The organism is Rothia sp. HMSC058E10 (assembly GCF_001809415.1).
Taxonomy (GTDB): domain Bacteria; phylum Actinomycetota; class Actinomycetes; order Actinomycetales; family Micrococcaceae; genus Rothia; species Rothia dentocariosa.
Genome location: NZ_KV797632.1, coordinates 205,810 through 225,790, shown reverse-complemented (window position 1 = coordinate 225,790; position 19,981 = coordinate 205,810). Strand labels below are relative to the sequence as shown.

Annotated in this window: 17 protein-coding genes; 9 read left to right on the top strand and 8 right to left on the bottom strand. The window is 52.7% G+C overall.

Going from position 1 to position 19,981, the window contains the following annotated elements:
• Positions 1-7: 7 nt before the first annotated feature.
• From HMPREF2609_RS07255 to leuC, 6 genes are all read right to left on the bottom strand, one after another.
• Positions 8-1,132 (bottom strand): D-alanine--D-alanine ligase family protein, encoded by a 1,125-nt coding sequence (locus HMPREF2609_RS07255; RefSeq protein WP_048751502.1) that lies wholly within the window; start codon positions 1,130-1,132, stop codon positions 8-10.
• Positions 1,133-1,239: 107 nt separating this feature from the next.
• Complete coding sequence (locus tag HMPREF2609_RS07250) at positions 1,240-2,352, bottom strand: NAD(P)H-dependent glycerol-3-phosphate dehydrogenase (protein ID WP_048751503.1); 1,113 nt, start codon at positions 2,350-2,352, stop codon at positions 1,240-1,242.
• A gap of 11 nt (positions 2,353-2,363) precedes the next feature.
• A complete protein-coding gene (locus tag HMPREF2609_RS07245; protein ID WP_048751504.1) occupies positions 2,364-3,218 on the bottom strand; it encodes a lysophospholipid acyltransferase family protein in 855 nt (284 codons plus the stop codon).
• 1 nt (position 3,219) lies between these two features.
• Positions 3,220-4,653 (bottom strand): UDP-N-acetylglucosamine 1-carboxyvinyltransferase, encoded by a 1,434-nt coding sequence (gene murA, locus HMPREF2609_RS07240; protein WP_048751505.1) that lies wholly within the window; start codon positions 4,651-4,653, stop codon positions 3,220-3,222.
• 345 nt (positions 4,654-4,998) lie between these two features.
• Complete coding sequence (gene leuD, locus HMPREF2609_RS07235) at positions 4,999-5,592, bottom strand: 3-isopropylmalate dehydratase small subunit (protein ID WP_048751507.1); 594 nt, start codon at positions 5,590-5,592, stop codon at positions 4,999-5,001.
• Between the two features lie 11 nt (positions 5,593-5,603).
• On the bottom strand, positions 5,604-7,088 hold the full coding sequence (leuC, locus tag HMPREF2609_RS07230; RefSeq protein ID WP_048751508.1) for a 3-isopropylmalate dehydratase large subunit: 1,485 nt from the start codon (positions 7,086-7,088) through the stop codon (positions 5,604-5,606).
• Positions 7,089-7,288: 200 nt separating this feature from the next.
• On the opposite strand from leuC, the gene HMPREF2609_RS07225 reads away from it, so the two are divergent.
• The gene (locus HMPREF2609_RS07225) at positions 7,289-8,128 is read left to right on the top strand and encodes an IclR family transcriptional regulator (protein WP_239662013.1); all 840 of its coding nucleotides are present in this window, start codon (positions 7,289-7,291) and stop codon (positions 8,126-8,128) included.
• A gap of 78 nt (positions 8,129-8,206) precedes the next feature.
• Here HMPREF2609_RS07225 and HMPREF2609_RS07220 read toward each other — a convergent pair whose 3' ends face one another.
• Together HMPREF2609_RS07220 and HMPREF2609_RS07215 are read right to left on the bottom strand one after the other, a co-directional pair.
• Positions 8,207-9,988: a dynamin family protein gene (locus tag HMPREF2609_RS07220; protein WP_048751513.1), complete on the bottom strand. Its 1,782-nt coding sequence runs from the start codon at positions 9,986-9,988 to the stop codon at positions 8,207-8,209.
• Positions 9,985-11,868, bottom strand: a complete 1,884-nt coding sequence (locus HMPREF2609_RS07215) for a dynamin family protein (protein WP_070536067.1) — start codon at positions 11,866-11,868, stop codon at positions 9,985-9,987. The genes HMPREF2609_RS07220 and HMPREF2609_RS07215 overlap by 4 nt, the downstream gene beginning before the upstream one ends.
• 256 nt (positions 11,869-12,124) lie before the next feature.
• On the opposite strand from HMPREF2609_RS07215, the gene HMPREF2609_RS07210 reads away from it, so the two are divergent.
• From HMPREF2609_RS07210 to epsC, 8 genes are all read left to right on the top strand, one after another.
• Positions 12,125-12,946 (top strand): DUF6318 family protein, encoded by an 822-nt coding sequence (locus HMPREF2609_RS07210; protein WP_246825611.1) that lies wholly within the window; start codon positions 12,125-12,127, stop codon positions 12,944-12,946.
• A gap of 38 nt (positions 12,947-12,984) precedes the next feature.
• Entirely contained in the window at positions 12,985-13,698 is a 714-nt protein-coding gene (locus HMPREF2609_RS07205; RefSeq protein ID WP_004004908.1) for a DUF6318 family protein, read from the top strand.
• Positions 13,699-13,819: 121 nt separating this feature from the next.
• On the top strand, positions 13,820-14,629 hold the full coding sequence (locus HMPREF2609_RS07200) for a DUF6318 family protein (protein WP_048751516.1): 810 nt from the start codon (positions 13,820-13,822) through the stop codon (positions 14,627-14,629).
• Between the two features lie 347 nt (positions 14,630-14,976).
• A complete protein-coding gene (locus HMPREF2609_RS07195; protein ID WP_048751518.1) occupies positions 14,977-15,597 on the top strand; it encodes a DUF6318 family protein in 621 nt (206 codons plus the stop codon).
• Between the two features lie 250 nt (positions 15,598-15,847).
• On the top strand, positions 15,848-16,597 hold the full coding sequence (locus HMPREF2609_RS07190; RefSeq protein ID WP_048751519.1) for a DUF6318 family protein: 750 nt from the start codon (positions 15,848-15,850) through the stop codon (positions 16,595-16,597).
• Between the two features lie 467 nt (positions 16,598-17,064).
• Positions 17,065-17,676, top strand: a complete 612-nt coding sequence (locus HMPREF2609_RS07185; protein ID WP_238789008.1) for a DUF6318 family protein — start codon at positions 17,065-17,067, stop codon at positions 17,674-17,676.
• A gap of 261 nt (positions 17,677-17,937) precedes the next feature.
• Complete coding sequence (gene cysK, locus HMPREF2609_RS07180) at positions 17,938-18,873, top strand: cysteine synthase A (protein WP_004004913.1); 936 nt, start codon at positions 17,938-17,940, stop codon at positions 18,871-18,873.
• A 215-nt stretch (positions 18,874-19,088) separates the two neighbouring features.
• Positions 19,089-19,673 carry a serine O-acetyltransferase EpsC gene (gene epsC, locus HMPREF2609_RS07175; protein ID WP_041321815.1) on the top strand — a complete coding sequence of 195 codons (585 nt, stop codon included), beginning with the start codon at positions 19,089-19,091 and terminating at the stop codon, positions 19,671-19,673.
• Positions 19,674-19,981: the final 308 nt, after the last annotated feature.

Genomic DNA, 19,981 nt, shown 5'->3' with positions numbered 1-19,981 from the left:
CCTTCTATTAGCGCAGCCCTAAAGGACGCTCCAGTGCAAGAGTCAGCAGTTCATCAATCAGTTCGGTATAGGAAATTCCGGTGTTTTCCCACATGGTTTTGTACATTGAAATCGGGGTAAATCCTGGCATAGTGTTCACCTCGTTGATCACCAAACGACCATCCGGGGTGTAGAAGAAATCTGCGCGGGATAATCCTTCGCCGTCAAGGGCCAAAAACGCCTTAACCGCCAGAGCACGCAAACGCTCCTGCATATCCTTCGGTAAATCGGCGGGGCACCGGGTAACTGCCGAAGACTTTGAGATATATTTAGCATCAAAATCATAGAAACCGTGGTCCTCATCAACAACCTCGATTTCGCCAGGGTATGATGCACGCGGCATATTACCGTGGTGACCGTCTAAGACGCCACACTCGATTTCACGCCCCACAATGCCAGCTTCCACAATAATCTTTGCGTCATGGCGGCGCGCTTCTTCGATAGCCGGAACAAGTTCCTCAAATTTATCCACTTTGGTAATGCCAAAAGAAGAACCTGCACGCGTGGGTTTAACGAACATGGGGTAACCAAGGGCGGTTATACGTTTAAGCGATTCCTCGCGCTCATGAGTCCATTGGCGATCGGTCACCACCTCATAAGGCCCGACCTCCAGCCCAGCCGACTCAAATGCAACCTTCATAAAGTGCTTATCCATACCTACGGCTGATGCCGTCACGCCGCATCCTACATAGGGCAACTCAGCAAGTTCCAGAAGACCCTGAATTGTTCCGTCTTCGCCGAAAGGACCGTGTATGAGGGGGAATACCACGTCAAGGGCAGGACCATACTCAAGATTTCCGTCAGCATCTACTAGGTGCACTCGCGAATCCCCGGCTCCAAGAGGCAGGAAAACCTGGTGCGAACCACCCGTAAACTCTGCATGTGCAGGGGCAGCGTCGAGAAGTGCACTCAGCTCTTCCAGATTCGTCAAATACCAACGACCGTCTTTTGTAATGCCAATAGTCACCACGTCGTAGACGCTGCTGTCAATGGCGCCTAGCACGCCTACGGCAGTAATCAGAGAAATAGGGTGTTCCGAAGAACGTCCGCCACACAGTAGAGCAACAGTTTTCTTCTGTGCGTTTTCGGTCATTGTATCTCCTTCGTAAGAGGGCGCCCCTCAAGCGCCCATGTCTGCGCACACGTGCTGTATTAGTTGTTTTATCTGCCGCAAAAATTTTCTTGCGGAAGATCTTGATGTTAATGGCCTTCGTGTTTCAGGCGCCGTCCCAGTAGCAACGGTGCCAGCTGTCCGATCTCGATGCGTCCAGTCAGGACAGCAACGACCGCTTCCACGATAGGCATTTCGACTCCGTGACGGCGTGCCAATTGCGCTACGACGGGGGCTGATTTGATGGATTCCGCTGTCTGGCTCATATGTTCGCTGAGTTTATCCGGGCTTATCCCTTCGGCAAGTAGACGCCCGGCAGTATGATTTCGTGAAAGCGGCGATGAACAGGTAGCAATCAAATCTCCCATCCCCGCAAGCCCGCTCATTGTTGCTGCTTCACCACCCAGTGCGACCGCAAGACGAGTAATTTCGGCAAGTCCGCGCGTCATGATTGAGGCTTTGGAGTTATCACCGTAATTGCGACCTTCACAGATGCCGACGCACAAGGCGATCACGTTCTTCACCAAACCGCCGATTTCCGTACCCACCACATCGGTATTCGTGTAGGGGCGGAAATAGCTGCAGGCACAAGCCTGCGCGACAATTTCTGCGATGGGCAGTGTGCGTGCTGCGACTACAGAGGCGGTGGGCTCCTCCCCCATAATCTCAGTAGCAAGATTCGGCCCTGAAAGCACGCATACCCGATGCGGTATATGCCCGATAGTGCGGATGTCTGCACCGCGCATCGCCAAGGCTTCCTCAAGTTCCTCGGTAATCACCTGGGACATGCGCAAACCGGTACCGGTTTCTAATCCCTTCGCAAGCGAAACCAGCAGGGCATGCGGCTCAATATAGCGGGCATAAAGTTGAAGCTGCGAACGTAGCACCTGTGAGGGTAAAGCCAGTACCACCAAATCGGCGCCAGTGAGCCCGGTAGGAGCATCCGCCGTGAATTCCAGGTTCTCGGGTAGCTTCATCCCCGGAAAATATTTACTATTTTCCCTAGTCTGAGAGCACTCTGCCATAGCTTGTTCGCTGCGGCCAATAAGGACTACCTGCACGCCCGTTTTATTTTCTCGCGCCGAATCAGCCACAATTTTGGCGAATGCTGTCCCCCAGCTTCCCGCACCCAAGATTGCAATTTTTAATACCTTACGTGGAGCCGGTTCGCTGTTGTCAGCGGAATTCGTGAAAAGAGCCATAACCTCGCCTCCTATTTAGGATCCGGTTCGCCCAGGTTACCAGCTATCCCGGTCATTTCACCGGGAGCTTCACGACGCTTGGTTCGGGGATTCCAACGACCGGTTGGCGCCTTTTCACCACGTATATCTTCCAGCAGTTCGGTCACTGCATCAAGCATAGCGTCGGTCACGACCCCAAGCTCAGTACGCGTATGCTTTGCCTCCGGCGAAGGATCATCGATTAAAGAGGCGATATCGAGAGGCTTACCCACCTTCACTTTGACCGTTTTACGGGGAAATAGGGAAACCTTACGATGCTCTTTGACGCGGCCACCATCCACGGTTTCGTAGTCATACCCAAGAATCTGCTCATCACCCCAGTGCGCCACCGGTACTACGGGGGCACCAGTTGCGAGGGCAAGACGGGCAGCACCCGTACGGGCCTGCATGGGCCAGCCCTCGGGGTCGCCAGTAGTTGTCCCCTCAGGGTAAATCACTACAGCGCCGCCAGCCTCTACAACTTTACGGGCAGTAATAAGCGCCTTGCGAGCGTCTACAGAGCCGCGTATCACGGGAATATGCGCCATTTTACGCATAATATATCCCAGAACGGGCGCTCGGAACAAAGAGTCCTTCGCTAAAAACCGCGGGAAGACTCCGTTATTGAAAATAGGGAGTGCAACGGTCACAGGGTCTATCTCGGTGGAATGGTTAGCAACCACGATATAGCCTCGGTCGGTCGGGAAGTTCTCGCTCCCGATAATTTCGATGCGGGCTATGCCTTTATACACCGCACGGGCGGCGTTACCAAGAATCTTAAAGAGCTTATCTCCTTGAGGGGTAGGCTCAAGTGTGGGTAATGCTTTTTTCCCCTGTTGACCGCTCATACTAGCCCTGTACCTCAACCTCTTCTGGCACAACAATCTCAATTTCTGCATCGGGCTTAGGAGTCTTGCTCTGTTTGCGGGCAAGTACCTCAAACTTTGCGCCCAGAGCTTCGAGTTTATTTTCAAAGTTCTCGTAACCACGCGCGATAATTTCAACACCCGTAACGTGGGATGTACCTTCTGCTGTCAGAGCGGCGATAATATGCGAGAATCCACCGCGCAGATCGGGCACCTCAATGTCAGCGGCCTTAAGCGGGGTAGAACCGCTAATAATAGCGGAGTGCCCGAAGCTCTTACCGTGGAAACGACAAAACTCGCTGCCGATGCAATCGCGCATAACCACAATATCAGCGCCCATCTGTTTGAGGGCATTAGTAAACCCAAAACGCTCTTCGTACACGGTCTCGTGCACAATAGAAGTTCCTTTTGCCTGCGTCAGCGCAACGACAAGCGGCTGCTGCCAGTCGGTCATAAAACCGGGGTGCACGTTGGTCTCAAACACGATAGGGTTCAGCTCTGCTCCGGGGGTAATCACGCCGGGGTGAGTAAAGCGGATTCCTTCCGGGGTAACCTCGAATTCACCGCCCATCTTCCGGAACTGGTTGAGGAACGCAGTCATATCCTTCTGCGAAGCGCCGCGCACAAAAATATCTCCGCCGGTTGCCAACGCGGCGGATGCCCAGGAAGCGGACTCATTGCGGTCTGCCAAGGCAGTGTGGTCGTACCCGGTTAGGGCGTCAACCCCTTCAATAATAATGGTGCGGTTTTCGTTAATGAAGATGATTGCGCCCATCTTCTGCAAAACCGCAATAAGATCAATAATCTCGGGCTCAATAGCGGCGTTTTTCAAAACCGTGGTGCCGCGGGCGCGCACACCGGTCAGAAGAACCTGTTCGGTAGCGCCTACGGAGGGGTAATTGAGTTCGATTTCAGCACCGTGCAGGCCTTCATCGGGAGCGTTCAGAGTAGTGCCGCTTTCATCGTCTTTCTCGACGACGGCACCAAACTTACGGAGCGCATCCATATGGTAATCGATAGGACGATCACCAATTTTGCATCCACCTAGATTAGGGATACGCGCGGTACCGAGCGTATGCAGAAGCGGACCTACCATCAGGATCGGAATACGTGAATTACCGCCGAAGAGTTGAATCTCTTCAGCGTTATCGGCCGCAGTCTTCGCGTCTTGGGCGGGATCTAACGTGAGAATACCGGCTTCAGGATCATAGTTAACTTTCGCACCGTGAAGTTCAACAAGGGTAGTTACAATCTCAACATCGCTTAGGTCTGGTACGTTACGCAAGGTCGAACGGGTGGATCCGTGCAACGCTGCTACCATCGCTTTAGGTACGAGGTTTTTGGCGCCTCGAACGTGGACTTCGCCTTTAAGAGGGGTACCACCCTCAATGCGAAGTTCGCTGATGTTAAGGGACATAACTAATCCTTCGAACGGTCGGCTCGGTGGGGCCGACAAGAACTGCTGTTAGTGCTGAGGTCCGGCGCCATTAACGAATTATTAATAGGTCTGCACAGACTTTCAAGCTATCATTTTACGTTCTCGAACGGGCTGCTACAAACGGAAGAGCTGTGTAGAACCTGTGCTTCGCGATGTTTATCGAGATAGTTCAAAGATGCCGCTCATAAACTTCCTCGAAGAACCACCTCATATAACCATCAAACCCCAGCAACATACCAATAATGTGTTTCTGATACACCCCGTAACGCTCGGTGAGGTGCGTACCCTGATGTCACAGGGTACGCACCTCACCGAGCGTCCAGTCTAGACTTCCTGAGTTCGGGGCATCCACGCGGGGCGGCGCGCCTCGTAGTCTTTAATGGCCTCAATGTTCTGAAGGGTAAGCCCGATATCGTCAAGCCCTTCCATCAAACGCCAGCGCACATAATCATCAATCTGGAAGGGCACGACGAGAGTGCCCACAGTTACCGTCTTATTCTCTAAATCAACGGTAATTTCGGTACCAGGTTCCCGCTCAAGAGCTTTCCAAATCAACTCGACATCATCCTGAGCCACCTGAGCGGCAACGAGTCCTTGTTTACCTGAGTTACCACGAAAAATATCGGCGAATCGTGACGATATAACGACTCGAAACCCGTAATCCTTAAGCGCCCAGACCGCGTGCTCACGCGATGACCCTGTGCCAAAATCGGGGCCCGCCACCAGCACTGACCCATTTTTATAAGGTTCTCGGTTCAGAACAAATTCGGGGTTCTTACGCCAATTCACAAAGAGGGCATCGTCAAAGCCTGTTTTCGTTACGCGTTTGAGGTAAACCGCCGGGATAATTTGGTCGGTATCCACGTTCGAGACGCGCAGAGGAACACCAATTCCGGTGTGTTTAATAATTGGTTCCACAATGTTCTCCTTTACGCCGCCGCAGGGGCATTGTCTGCGTGTGGTTCTAAGTCAGAAGGTGATGAGAGGGTTCCGCGAACCGCCGTTGCGGCAGCGACTAGCGGCGAGACAAGATGGGTTCGTCCGCCTTTACCCTGGCGTCCCTCAAAGTTTCGGTTCGAGGTGGATGCGCATCGCTCCCCCGGTGCCAGTTGGTCGGGGTTCATGCCCAAGCACATAGAGCATCCGGCAAAGCGCCAATCTGCCCCAAAGTCCTTGAAGATTTTATCTAGGCCTTCTTCTTCGGCCTGTGCGCGAACTTTCTGTGAGCCGGGAACGACCATCATACGCACGCCTGAGGCAAGGGTACGCCCACGAATGATTTCGGCGGCAGCACGCAAATCCTCAATGCGTGAGTTAGTGCACGAACCTAAGAATACGACGTCCACCGGAATATCTTTCATGGGAGTTCCAGCTTTAAGGTTCATGTACTCCAGGGCACGGGATGCGGCTGCCTGGTCGTTTTCATCCTCAAAGTCTTCAGGTGCGGGAACCGCTTGGCTCAGCGGCACACCCTGACCCGGGTTTGTTCCCCAGGTAACGAAGGGCTCAAGCTCGTCTGCATTAATAAAGATTTCTTTGTCGAAAACAGCCCCTTCGTCGGTGGGAAGGGTCTTCCAGTAGGCGAGCGCGTCCTCCCAATCTTGGCCCTTGGGTGCGTGAGGACGCCCCTTAACATACTCGAAAGTGGTCTCGTCGGGAGCTACCATACCCGCACGAGCACCTGCCTCAATCGACATATTGCAGATGGTCATACGCCCTTCCATAGACAAGGAGCGTATCGCGGAACCGCGGTATTCGAGTACGTATCCCTGCCCGCCTCCGGTACCGATCTGAGCGATAACGGCAAGAATAATATCTTTGGCGGTTACTCCAGGTTTTAGGGTTCCTTCGACATTGATTGCCATTGTTTTAAAGCGCGCCAGCGGCAGGGTTTGGGTTGCCATCACGTGCTCAACCTCAGAGGTGCCGATGCCGAAGGCAAGTGCACCGAAAGCCCCGTGGGTTGAGGTGTGCGAGTCACCACAGACGACGGTTATTCCGGGCATGGTCAATCCCAGCTGCGGGCCGACTACGTGTACGATACCCTGTTCGATATCGCCGAGCGGATGGAGGCGCACGCCAAATTCCGCGGTGTTACGACGCAGGGTTTCGATCTGGGTTCGCGAAGTAATATCCGCAATGGTCGAGAAAATATTTTCGGTGGGGGTATTGTGATCTTCAGTTGCGATCGTCAAGTCGAGACGGCGCAGGGGCCTGTTTTCGAGGCGTAGTCCTTCAAAAGCCTGGGGCGAGGTCACCTCATGCAGAAGATGCAGGTCAATATAGAGAAGGTCGGGTTTGCCATCTTGCCCGGGCACCACGACGTGGTTCTCCCAGACTTTTTCGGCGAGAGTACGCGGGCGCTTCACAGATGTGGGTATAGCGCTTGTCGCAGCAGTATTGTCCCCTGCCATTTTTCCTCCTGCTTTGATATGGCGGGCTTTCCGCCCATCATAGATATATAGTGCCTTATAACACATATATTCTTGACCCTGGAATATATTTCAAAAATTTGGTATTCAGGGTTCCTCCATCATGGGCAGGTTCAGAGGAAGAGTCTATGAAGTGCGCCCTATCTTCCACATTTTGAGATGCACTGAGCTAAACTAGAGTTATGACATCTGCACCATCGTCTACACCGTTGCCTGGAGCACGTCACCCTCGCGATACGTCGGGGCTTTCGACTCCTTTGAAGACTCCCCATACTCTCACGGATGACCAACAGGTTGTTGAGGTCGAACCAAACATCTCCTCTGGCGTGGGGGTACTTGATAAAGCCGCGCTTATTCTTTCATGCCTAGAGGCTGGTCCGGTCACGCTGGGGCAGCTTGTTAAGGCCACCGGATTAGCTCGCCCAACGGCGCATCGTTTGGCGGTGGCGCTCTCTCACCACCGTATGGTGGCACGCGATGTTCAGGGGCGCTTTATGTTGGGTCCTCGCCTGATGGAACTGGCAAATGCGGCTGGTGCCGATCACCTCCTGGCGGCTTCGGGAGCGGTTTTAAATCAGCTTCGCCATGTAACCGGCGAGTCGGCACAGGTTTACCGGCGTCAGGGAAACTGGCGCGTATGCGTAGCATCCGCAGAACGTCCCATTGGGCTGCATGATTCAATTCCTATAGGAACCCAGCTCTCCATGAAGGCTGGTTCCGCAGCCCAGGTACTCTTGGCATGGGAAGATCAGAACCGCCTTGTTGAGGGTCTGCAAGATGCGTATTTCAGCGCTGCCATGCTTGCTTCCGTGCGCAGATTAGGGTGGGCACAGTCGGCAGGTGAACGCGAGCGCGGCACGGCTTCCGTGTCTGCCCCTGTGCGTTCACCGTCGGGCAAAGTTATTGCAGCCGTTTCTATTTCCGGTCCTATCGAAAGACTCGGTATGCAGCCCGGTCGCAAATACGCCGAGGTTGTTGTTGATGCGGCTCATAAGATTTCACAAGCGCTTCGGAACGTATAGTAGCTTAGGTCAAACCATAGAGGGGTGTGGAACCGACTAGTTGGTTCCACACCCCTCATGCTGTTTAGGTGTTCATTCTTATGTCAGAGCCTGCCTATAGCGCCTGAGCTTCTCGCATTCTGTCAATACGGGCGCCACGACAACCTGCTGTGCCGCGTTTTCGCACTGTTGGATCATGCGCGTTCGCAAGGAACGCCGGTAAGCACGGGCACTCACATTCACCAGTGCCCTACCCAATACGGCACCCAGGATCCCTAAAAGCACCCCCAAGATAAGTAAAAGTGTGGGTACAGGTACGGGGGATCCTTCGGGTACGGGCGCAGGCGGCAGAGGTATCTGCAGGTAGCTTGCAAATGCCATTGCAGTCAGCCAGGCTACGCCTCCCAAAAGACTGAGAAATGCAATCCATTGCACCGCGTTAAGTAGCTTCCACCAGAAACGTGACTGGGTAGTGTTGTAGTCTACACGCGCGATCGCCCTCTCAAAGGCCTCCGGAAAATCCTGTTCTCGGGTCAAGGCGGCGTTCTGGATACGTTGCTTCCAGGGAGCTTCAATATTTTGGGCTACAGACTCACCATAACCGCGCGCGGCCTGAGCTAATGCTGCCTGCTGAGCTGCAGTAAGCGGTGGTAACGAACTAGCCGTTAGATGCATCGGAGATTTCTGTGGTGCAGATTCACTCGCGCTCTGGGTACCCGCAGTATCGTCTCCAAGATGCAGGCGCTTAAGCGGGTCGGCACGGAACTTAGCAACCCACCGCGTAGCTATCCATCCTGTGTTGGCAACGGCACGACGACGATACGAGGCTTCTGCGGCATCAAGAACTTCAACGGCCCCGCAGGCTTGAAAGCAGCCTTCCGTCAGCTCATCAACGGCATAGTCAGGCTCATGAAGAGGTGCTTCACCGCCCTTATAGGCTGCAAGATCACGGCGAATCGCATATAGCTGCGCCTCAGTACGCTCATACGCCGCATTTTTCTCAGCCGCCACACGTCCTAACAACGACCGCAGGGCAGAAACGCCTTCGCCGGTATGCGCCGAGAGTGCAAATGGGGCTGTAATGAGCAGAGGCGTAATACCGTCCGCTTCTAAAAGCTCCGTGAGCGCATCAAGTACTTGTGGAACCTCATGGGAATCTAGGGTATCTGCTTGGTTCAGAACGCATACCATGCGATGCCCACGAGTGGAGAGAGGAGCCAGAAAATCGTGGTGCACCGCCGCATCCGCATACTTTTGGGGGTCGAGGACCCACACCAACACATCCACATAGGAGAGCATGCGCTCTACCTGCTCCCGGTGGTGATGCGCTACCGAGTCAAGGTCGGGCAGATCCAGCAGGATCAGCCCGCCAGATCGTGTGCGGGTCTGCCCACGCCCAACCGCCGTTTTGAGCTTATTCCACATACCAGGAACGGGCTCTACGATTTCGTGGGGTGCTGCAAAATCTGCCGCCGAATTTTGTGTTTGGGTACGAATCTGGCGTATCGATTCGTTCTCCTCGGGATAGACCCTATGTTCGATCTTAAGCCAGTCCAGAAGCTCTTCGCTTCCGTCCCGTCCCCAAATCGCCGCCTGAATTTCTGAGGTAGTCGGTCGTGTAACGGCGGTACGTGCCAGGGGCATCCCAGCAATGGTATTGAAAAGGGTGGATTTTCCACTTCCGGTGGCCCCGAAAAAACCAATTACAGTGTGTTCTGCCGAAAGCTGCCGACGTTCCATGACTCGGCTCAGCGTTGCGGATGCGTTCTCCTGCACGGTATCAGGAATAACGTCAAGACCCAGGCCGAGCGCATCGTGAAGGCGAAGCGCACGTTCTTCAAAAGACCCGCGCGGCGTAGCGGATGCTAAAGATGAGTTCATCGTGTGTGCTCCTGGCGAGAGTTCTTAACAGGTAATGGCTGTGTTGTATCGTCATGCATGTGCTGAACAAGCCCCGAGTTCTGAAGCGAGTCTTCACGTCGAGCCAAGGGATCATGATCTAGTTCTTGACCTAATTCATGAAGCTGTTCGGCAGCGACACGAATTTCGTCCGGCTGTATGCGCGGTTCACGGGAAGAAAGCACCTGCCGGTAGTTTTCGGATTGCCGTTTGAGCAGGGTTTCTAGGCGTGCCACTAGATCACTGCGAGCGCGAGTCGCCATGCGGCGCACAGCATCCTCGCCGAAGACCGATTCAAGAAGCTTAGATCCAACGACCCCAGATCCTCCCGCAATACCAATTTCGATGCCGGTGAGTCCGCCAGTCGCCGAAAAAGCCACCATCATGAGCAGCACCGCCGTCGCGTTAACACCCAGGGAGAGCACGCGCGCTCGCTGGCGTTTGCCGTTGCCTTCAGCACGGATCATATCAAGTACAGAACTTTGCCAGGCTCGTATTTCTGCGGCGATAGTCTCATCAAGCTCCGCACGAGCCTGGGTGCTGTGCGGAGGGTACGGGCTCTCGTCAATATTCTGTAAGAGTACGCGCCCTGCCCGTTCCGCTCCCCAGCTTCGACGGATAGTTTCATGCGCACGTTGAGCGGCATCAAGAACAACGGCGTGCAGACCCGTTTCGAGAGCCTGCTCAACCCGCGTGGTCGCTGCCGGTTTCCCGGTCAGCATTCCGGCAAACCTGTCCCGCAGCCGTCCGATGCGGTTCTCCAAAGAGCGGAAGAAGTCGCCCGTTCCCACAAAATCGTGCCACCGGGCCAGAACCTCGCCGCGAAGCAATGAGCCGTCAGTGAGAGAATCTTCCACACGGGCGAGCGCATCCTCATAGGCTAAGGTCACCGCAGTTTCTAATCCGGTGTAGGTTTCCACCTGACGGGTTTGTGCATCAGCAAGTTCTTGCAGAGAGTTACCGGCACCGGTGATAGCGCCCGCCAGGGTGCGACGCGCGATAGCTGCACGGGCTGGCGCATCCGCACCAAGCTGCTCAAGCCAGGATGTTAGAGGCGCTACCGCTTCTGCGGGCAGCATCCCCTGTTCGTCCCGCAGCTGTTCATGGATACTATGCAGAATAACCGGTGTCATACCGGCTTCGGTGAGCATCCGCATAAGGTCGGACTCGATCTCATCCGCAGCCCCTTCGGGAACTCGGTTGAGAACGACTGCTACAGCAATATTGCGCTGGGCAGCGCGATGCAACAGATCCCAGGGTACGGCATCCGCATAACGGTTAGCAGTTGTGACGAAGAGCCACAGGTCGGCGGCAGATAAGAGCTCGTTGGCAAGCCTGCGGTTCTCGTCGGAGACCGAATCAATATCGGGGGCATCGATCAGGGCGATGCCGCGCGGCAGAGCGCTAGTTTGCACGCTGATAAGCGTATCGTGCAGATGATGTTCGGCACCTGGCAGCTCCCAAATGTCACTCCGGCGTGGTGAAGTTTCAGAGATAGATGCCATCTCCTGCCGTTCTAGGGTAGGCAGAAAACGTTCGGGGGTCAGGTATTCGGAGTCTTCAGCACGATAAAGCAAGATTGGCTGCCGAGTGGTGGGGCGAAGCGCACTGGAACGGGATACGGGGGTTCCCATCAAGGTATTCACCAAAGTCGATTTACCGGCACCCGTAGAACCACCAACTACCACGGTAAGGGGTGCCTCCAAAGCGGTAAGCCGCGGCAGAATGTAATCGTCGTACTGTTTACTCAGAGAACGCACTTGTTCCCTCGCCCGAGTAACATCAGCGGTATCGAGGGGTAGAGTGAGCTCATCTAGGAGTTTGCGTGCAGAATATACACGCTCATCGTTTGTGTGTTGCACGTGCGCTATTGTTTCACACTTTATTGCATGCTTGCTGAGGAAACTTAGAGTGTTTCCTGTGAGTTTAAGTTGCTTACCTCACGAATTTTAGGTGCCGTAAACAGAGTCGAAGCGCTGTATTTTGCGTAACTCTAGCCTAATATCATGGTTTAGGTCGCTGTACGTTTGTGCTTTCACCCACCACGCCCTAGTCTGGTTTTACACACTAAACCCGGGTTTCAGATTTTCTGGAAATAACGATATTTTGGGAGTTGCTATGCGCCCTTCACGTCGCCAGTTCTTCGTCTTTACTGGCAGCGCCGTTGCTGCCGCACCATTATTAGTTTCATGTTCCTCTAACGATTCCTCTAATTCTGCCGCTGGTTTAGCAACCGCTGAGGGAGCATCCCCCTCAGAGACAGGCGCACACTATGGAAATCTTTCGGGAGAGCTACTCTGGCAGCGTTACGATTCCGCCACCCCGGTCACTCCCAGTATGAACCCCGAAACCGGGGAAAAGGTCGTGCCGATTCCCCAGGCAGACCCGGCAACTGCCGATCACAAGGCTCAGAACGTTCCCATCCCCCAAGAAGACGACCTGATGTTCAAAGAGGATTTTCAGGGGCTGCGAAACACCTTCGCCTATTATGTGGCGTGTATTAACTATGCACGCATGACTGGAGATCTCACCCCTGCTCTCAAAGTGGTACATAGCGAAAACACCGTCGATCTTGAGCGGCTTAAGGCCTGGGAAACTCTGTACGCCGAACCTAATAATAGTTGGATCGTTGGAGGTACCTGGAAAATCTCCGTCTCGGAGAAACCGACAGAGCATAACGGCAAATTCTCGTGGGAATGCACCGCTACCCAGGAAAACGGAACGCTCATCAATAAAACGACAAACGTGACGAAACCGCTTTCGCAGGATGAAATACGCGATTTTACGGCTCTCTACGCGCAATGGATGAAGGACAGGTGGCTCATCATCTCCCCACAGCAGTTTGCCCCAGCGGCAAAGCCCACACGAGCCTATACACCCGCTCCACAACCGACTTCTACCTATACCCCAAAGGTGAGTACCATACCCGCCGATTACTAAACCCCTAATCCTTTATTTCTTAACGTGAAAGGTTCCGCGTGATAACTTCACTTCCCTATTCCCGACGCTGTGTATTACGTACCGTTGGGGCAGGGTTATTCGGCACTGCAGCCACCACTTTGATAGTCGCATGCTCTCGAAACCAGCAAACTCATGCTACGAGTGACCCTTCGGTAAGTCAGTATGTACGCAGCGATTTTAGCGGTGAGGTGGCTTTCGAGAGCTTCAACACCTCGGCAGGGTCTTATGTACCCGCAAACGCAGAACATCCGGCGCAAAACGTTCCGGTCCCCATCAAAACAGAGAATATGGGCAAAAACTCCATTGCAGGTTTTTACGATACCATCGGTTACCTCAATGCGGCGCTCAATTATCTCTTGGCTACCGGTGACACCAATCCTCTGGAAGTCATCACGATCAACCCCGAGTTCACCAAAGCTCTCCTGCTTTTCACTGACGAGACTGGTGAGAGTCAGGCTGCCAAAAGCTGGTATGTTTCTCCTCAAGCCACGCTCTCCCTCACCTCACGCATGCCAACAGCCGTGAACGATTATCGAAAAGATTGGCGATACACCCTCGATATCAGTTTGGGAGAACAGCAGGTCGTCAACTCTCAGGCCAGTGCAATACCTGCCGAGCAGCAGAAATTCCACTATGCGGGTACTATCCAAGGCACCTTCGAGAAAGAAGCCTGGTCCCTCACACTCACAGTTCGTGACCAGCAGTCCACGGCAGGCGCGAGTCCGTCCTAGAACTAAGAAGGCTCAGCGGCACCTCAGCATGAGAATATAGAGACATAATATTTTCTTCTCCAACCGCATCCGGGTGAAGGTGCCTATGCGCTTTAACCCTCATAATCATCGAAAGGCTTCCATGTCACAGCACTTAACTCGCAGGCAAGCTGTTACAGCCGTTTTAGCAGGTGCCGGACTCACTATGCTCGCCGCTTGTTCCTCGAACAGCTCCACCAACACATCAAATGGCAATAACGCTAACGGCTCTGCGCCAAGCCCAAAATCCTCAAACCCACACGGATATAGCAACGACGGAAATAACTACTCCGGGCGTATTACATTTGATAATTTTGAGCCGGGAAATACCTACGAACCAGGTAATGCCGAGCATCCCCCACAAAACGCCCCTATGCCTAAGCTGCCGGATAACGCCAACGAAAATAGCGTGACAGGCTTCCACGCGACCGTCGCTTACTATGCTGCGGCTAGGGATTACCTGGTGAAAACCGGCAGCCTCGACGCCGTGAAAAAGGTCAAACTTGCGGGTAACGACGCCGAAGAAAATGAGGCGCTCGCTAAAACTATCGCTCAAGGGATCGAGCAGAAAACCTGGTATGTAGATCCATCTGCCTGGTACGAGCTCAAGGAGTCACAGCCCGCCATTATGAGCGATGGGAATCTACTCTTCAAGAGCGTCTACACATTCGACTACGGTGCTGAAAGCGTGACGAACGGCGAGATAAAACCGGTTAAGGAAGAAGAGCGAGTCTATACCCAAGACTGTGATTTCCGTGGGCGTTACAATCCCACCACGAAATCCTGGGAACTCAATCTATCCTATGGCACGAAGAGCTCGGGAAATGCGGCAGCAAGTCCTGCTGCATCGGCAACGGGTGGAGCCTCAGATCCTGCGGCAACCGAAGAACAAGCAGCTAATCCCAAGAAATAATAGCTGTTCGTTACCCTTGCCCAGCCTTCGGGGTTCTGTTGATGCAGGAACCCGGAGGCTGGGTATTTTGAATTCCTGCTCTTCACCTTGCGTTCTTCAAAGTCAAACTAAGGGTTTTATGTCTCGACATATACCCTCTAGATATGTATTTTCCCTCACATGTCGGAGAGCCCTGCATATACGGTATTATCTGCGCAGCAGTGTTACTTTCCCTGTGAACTATTGGGGTTCCTGCACAGCAACGTATAACTATTTCGCGGGTCCCCTATATCTATCTTGCCAGGGCGTCTTCTATGTAGAGCTACACTTGAGAAGCTAGTGCTATTTCAACGTTGAAGGGGCATTTTATGTCTTTCACTTTTTCGCGCCGAATCCTCCTGCGCATCACCGCCCTCGGTACTGTTGGACTGGGCGGAATCACCGTACTCTCTGCGTGTGGCAATACGTCGCAAAACAGCGCCGAAAGATCGAGCTATAAGGGCGAGGCTAAGCTTGATAGCTACGATACATCTGCCGGAACTTATGAATTAGCGTCACGCGAGCATCCGGCACGGAACGTACCCAAACCTGTCAAGCCTAATAATATGAATGACAACTCAGTAGCGGGCCTTTACTCGACTATCGCGTTCTTTGCGGCTGCACTGCAATACCGGCTTATTACGGGCGATGCCCAGTACCTCAAAGAGGTCAAGCTAGAACATACTGTAGATTCCATCGAAGAGATCACCAATGGTTCTACCTGGCTCTCCAATCCCACGGTTACGATTGAGCTCACTACCGATCAACCGGAGCAAAAGGACAACGAATACTTTTGGCCTGCAAAGCTCACACTCACCAAGGGCGACTGGGCGGTCGCTCAACACAGAGCAATCAACGTTCCAGAAAATGAGCAAAAAGTTACAAGTGAAGGAAAAATCAAGGCAAAATACACCGATGGCGCATGGGCTATTCGGGACATTGCTGACTAGTCTTCACCGGATTCTCTAGAGAAAAATACGGGACTTCTAAGTCTGCGCTGGGCATGGCAATAAGCCTTTGCCCGGGCGTTTTAAGTGCGTATGAGACCCATACCCTCTCCATGCCAGGTATTACCTTATACGGTAACGTTACTCACCTTTGGTTAGGGTTAGGTCACATTCCTCGGTACAATCAAGTATCTCGTTTTGTTTTACGTTTAGACTTATACGGGATTAATGCATTCACACGAAAGGTATAACGATGTCTTCGGCTCTGAATCGTCGTGCAGCATTGGGGATTCTCAGTATGGGAAGTGTCGCGTTCTTAGCGGCGTGCGGCAGCGATAAGAAAGAAGAATCTAATTCTTCAGCCTCCGCAAGCACTTCTCAGACGAAGAGCTCCAGCGCTTCCTCTTCAGCTTCCGCTACCCCCTCAGCTTCCGAATCACCTACCCCCACCCCGACTCCTACGGAACTCGTCAACGACGGTAAAGACTACTCCGGAGTCGCTAAGTTAGAGCAGTACGAAACCCCCGGAGAGTACCAGCCCGCTACGGCGGAATCTCCCGCGCAGAACGTACCCACCCCCGTTATTCCCGAAGCAATGCACCAGAACACCGTTGCGGGCTTTGCCTCTGCGCTTGCATATTTTGGTGCTGCTGTCGATTACCTCCTGCAGACCGGCGATATGAAGTATGTTCGGGAGGTCAGCACCGATGCTGATACTCTGAATGCACTCCAGAAATACGCCGATCGTACGATGAAGGGTATCGAAGAAAAGACATGGTACGAAAAGCCTTCGGCCACAATGGTTATTAGCAGCAAGCAGCCTACTATCGCGCAGGGTGCCTATAACTGGACCGTCGATTTCACCATTGATTTGGGCGAAAAACTCTTCAATAAGGGTAAAGAGCAAGATACCCCTTCTGATAAACGCTACGTACGTATGCAGGGCGAGGCTGTAGGCCGCTACATCAATAACGTGTGGGATCTACACATGGATATCGACTAATAGGTATCGTTCCGCAGCACAACACCGTATGCTCACAAACGTTGAGTATACGGTGTTTTTATATCTTCTCGATTATTTTTCAAATCTCTTTTCTGTACCGCATACCAAGATACGTGCGGCAGAAAAATATTTATGTGAGGCTCCCCCTACCCACCAAAGCAGCAGTCTTCGTACCGAAAAGACACCAATTAACAAGAGTCCAGCAGACGACACAACGCGGGTATCAGAATGTGTGCGACGACTCTCTCGACTCTTGTGCTTAACTCTAGTTCTACGAGCAGCTGGCAGTCAGTCACCTGCTCGTCAAAATGCTGTCTTTTCACGCTTGTATAAATGCGACTCAAACAAAAGCGTTTAGAGTGCGTGTTAACTTTGTGCGAAATACATTAAAAGCTTGTACCAAATAATAAAGTTTAGGTAAGCTAAAACCATCACCAACCCATCCCATGAGAGAGGACTACTTCATCATGCCTACTTCCGGGGTATTTTCCCGCCGTAACACGCTCAGATTTACCACTTTAGGAATACTGAGTCTCGCGGTTATTCCAATGCTCACCGCATGCGGCAAAGATTACCAAGGCGAAGTCAAACTTGATTCCTATGACGAATCTGCAGGTTCTTATGAGCCCGCAACAAAGGAGCATCCAGCGCAGAATGTTCCAAAACCCAAGAAGCCTCAAGACATCAACGATGATTCAACCGGCGGGCTATACTCAACCCTCGCTTTTGCCGCCGCTGCCATGCAATATGCACTGCGTACTGGAGATACGAGCTATCTTCAAGAGGTCAATATTCCTGAGAGAACCAAAGTATTCTTTATGTCTAACTCCCCTTTCCTCGGGGGTACTACGTGGACCGATAACCCCGTTGTAACCATCGCCCTCAAAGCTGGTTCTCCCACCAAAGATGGTGATACATATACCTGGCCGGGTCATTTCAAAGTCGATTTTGGCGCATGGACTGTTAAAGACGGTACGGCAACCGACACTCAAAACAACAGATTAAATCTAGATCAAGATATCGATATCAAAGCAAAGTACCAGAATAACGCTTGGACTATTCTTTCACTCGACCATTAGTACCGCTTAGAACCTCGAGAAGGAACGCCGTGCCGTATAATTTTCCAATGGGAAATATATACGGCACGCGGACTATTAAGGGTGAAAAATTATTGCCTGCTACACCGCCGCCAGCGTTTTTATTCCCAACTCAGTAGCATATTACGAACTGTGACGGGTAAACTTACACCGCTACCCGCAGCGTAGTAAAGTTTCTCACGTACCCAAGGTTCCCCGGAAAATCAATCGGATTTTTCACCACACACTAAAGGATTAAATACTGTGGCAGAGATCGTAAACAGCATTGTTGATGCTATTGGTCAGACTCCCCTTGTTCGACTCAACCGCCTCGATGCTGGTTTGCCCGGCAACGTAGCCGTCAAGCTCGAATTCTACAACCCCGCAGGCTCCGTGAAAGACCGCATCGGCCGCGCCATCATTGATGCCGCTGAAGAAGCCGGAGCTCTCAAGCCCGGCGGTACCATTGTCGAAGGGACTTCTGGAAACACCGGTATTGCCCTTGCAATGGTTGGTGCAGCACGTGGATACAACGTTATTTTGACAATGCCCGAGACAATGTCGGCTGAACGTCGAGTACTGCTTCGCGCTTACGGTGCGAAAATTGTTCTCACTCCCGGCACCGACGGCATGCGCGGCGCTGTTGAGAAGGCACAGGAAATCGTTGCCACCACGGACAACGCAATTCTCGCATCGCAGTTCTCCAATGAGGCAAACCCTGCTATTCACTACAAGACCACCGGCCCTGAAATTTGGGATGCGACTGACGGCAAGATTGATATTTTCGTATCGGGTATCGGTACCGGCGGTACTATCTCCGGTGCTGGCAAGTACTTGAAGGAGAAGAACCCCAACCTGCAGATTGTTGCCGTTGAACCTCAGGATTCACCGCTCCTGTCTGAAGGCCGCGTTGGTCCGCATAAGATTCAAGGCTTGGGCGCTAACTTCGTGCCGGATACTCTCGACCGCGAAATCTACGATTCGGTCATCGCAGTATCTGGTGAAGAAGCGATCCGTACTTCCCGCGCGCTGGCGACCCAGGAGGGTATCCTGGGTGGTATTTCTTCCGGCGCAGCCGTCTATGCAGCATTGGAAGAAGCTAAGAAGTCCGAAAATAAGGATAAGCTGATCGTTGCAGTTGTTCCCGACTTCGGTGAACGCTATATCTCTACGGTACTCTACGAAGATATCCGCGGCTAACCTTCCTCAAGAAACAACGCCCCACGCTTCCGTTCGCTACGGTGCTGTGGGGCGTTTCCTCTGCTCAGAGAAGAATAGGGAATTTCAGTATTCTTTTCTAGTTGTACGCAATAAAGGGTCAACATCAATATTGTGCGGCGCAGGCGCGCCTAATATGAAAACTGGCTTCGATGTTGGTACCTTGGGGAAGTATCTACGGTAACAGAAAGAAGATTATGGGATTTTTTGCCCGTCTGCGCGAAGACATTGAAAATGTTCGAGAGCATGATCCAGCGGCGCGTGGGGCTGGCGAAATCATGCTTAACTATTCGGGCATGCATGCGATATGGGCTCACCGGCTTACACACAAACTTTGGCAAAAGGACGGCACGAAATCTCTAGCTCGTACCCTCTCGCAGCTCACCCGTTTTTTGACCGGTGTCGAGATCCATCCAGGGGCCGTCATTGGGCGGCGTTTTTTTATCGATCATGGCATGGGTATCGTTATTGGTGAGACCACCGAAATAGGTGATGATGTGATGCTCTATCATGGCGTTACTCTCGGCGGTCGCTCGCTTGAAAAGATTAAGCGCCACCCCACAATCGAAGACAGAGTAACAATCGGTGCTGGTGCTAAGGTGCTGGGTCCAGTAGTCATTGGGGCAGATAGCGCTATCGGAGCAAATGCCGTGGTGGTGAACGATCATCCGCGTGATTCCATAATTACGGGTATCCCTGCGAAACATCGTCTGCGTACACCCGAGAAGAAGAAGCCTCTGGTCGATGCTGTGGAATATATCGACCCGGCAATGTGGATCTAATCTTGAGTGGTGCTCTCTATGAGGTTTGTGGTGTTGTTTTATCTATAACGGCATCTCGCCGCAAACCTCAATAGTGCAACTACTACGATATAAGGTTTCTGTACCCTGAATAAGGTCATTAAATCCACCGATAATCTGGTGTTACCCGTGTGAACCACCCACGACTCCAGGTCTTCTTTGGGCAGACAGAGCATCATTGCTCGCAGCGTGTTCTCCAGGTTCTCAGTCTATCGGTCACTGGATCACGCGCATACGGACAAAACACAGACAAAAAAAGGGGTGTGGCTGCTTTCTCACGAAGCGGCCAC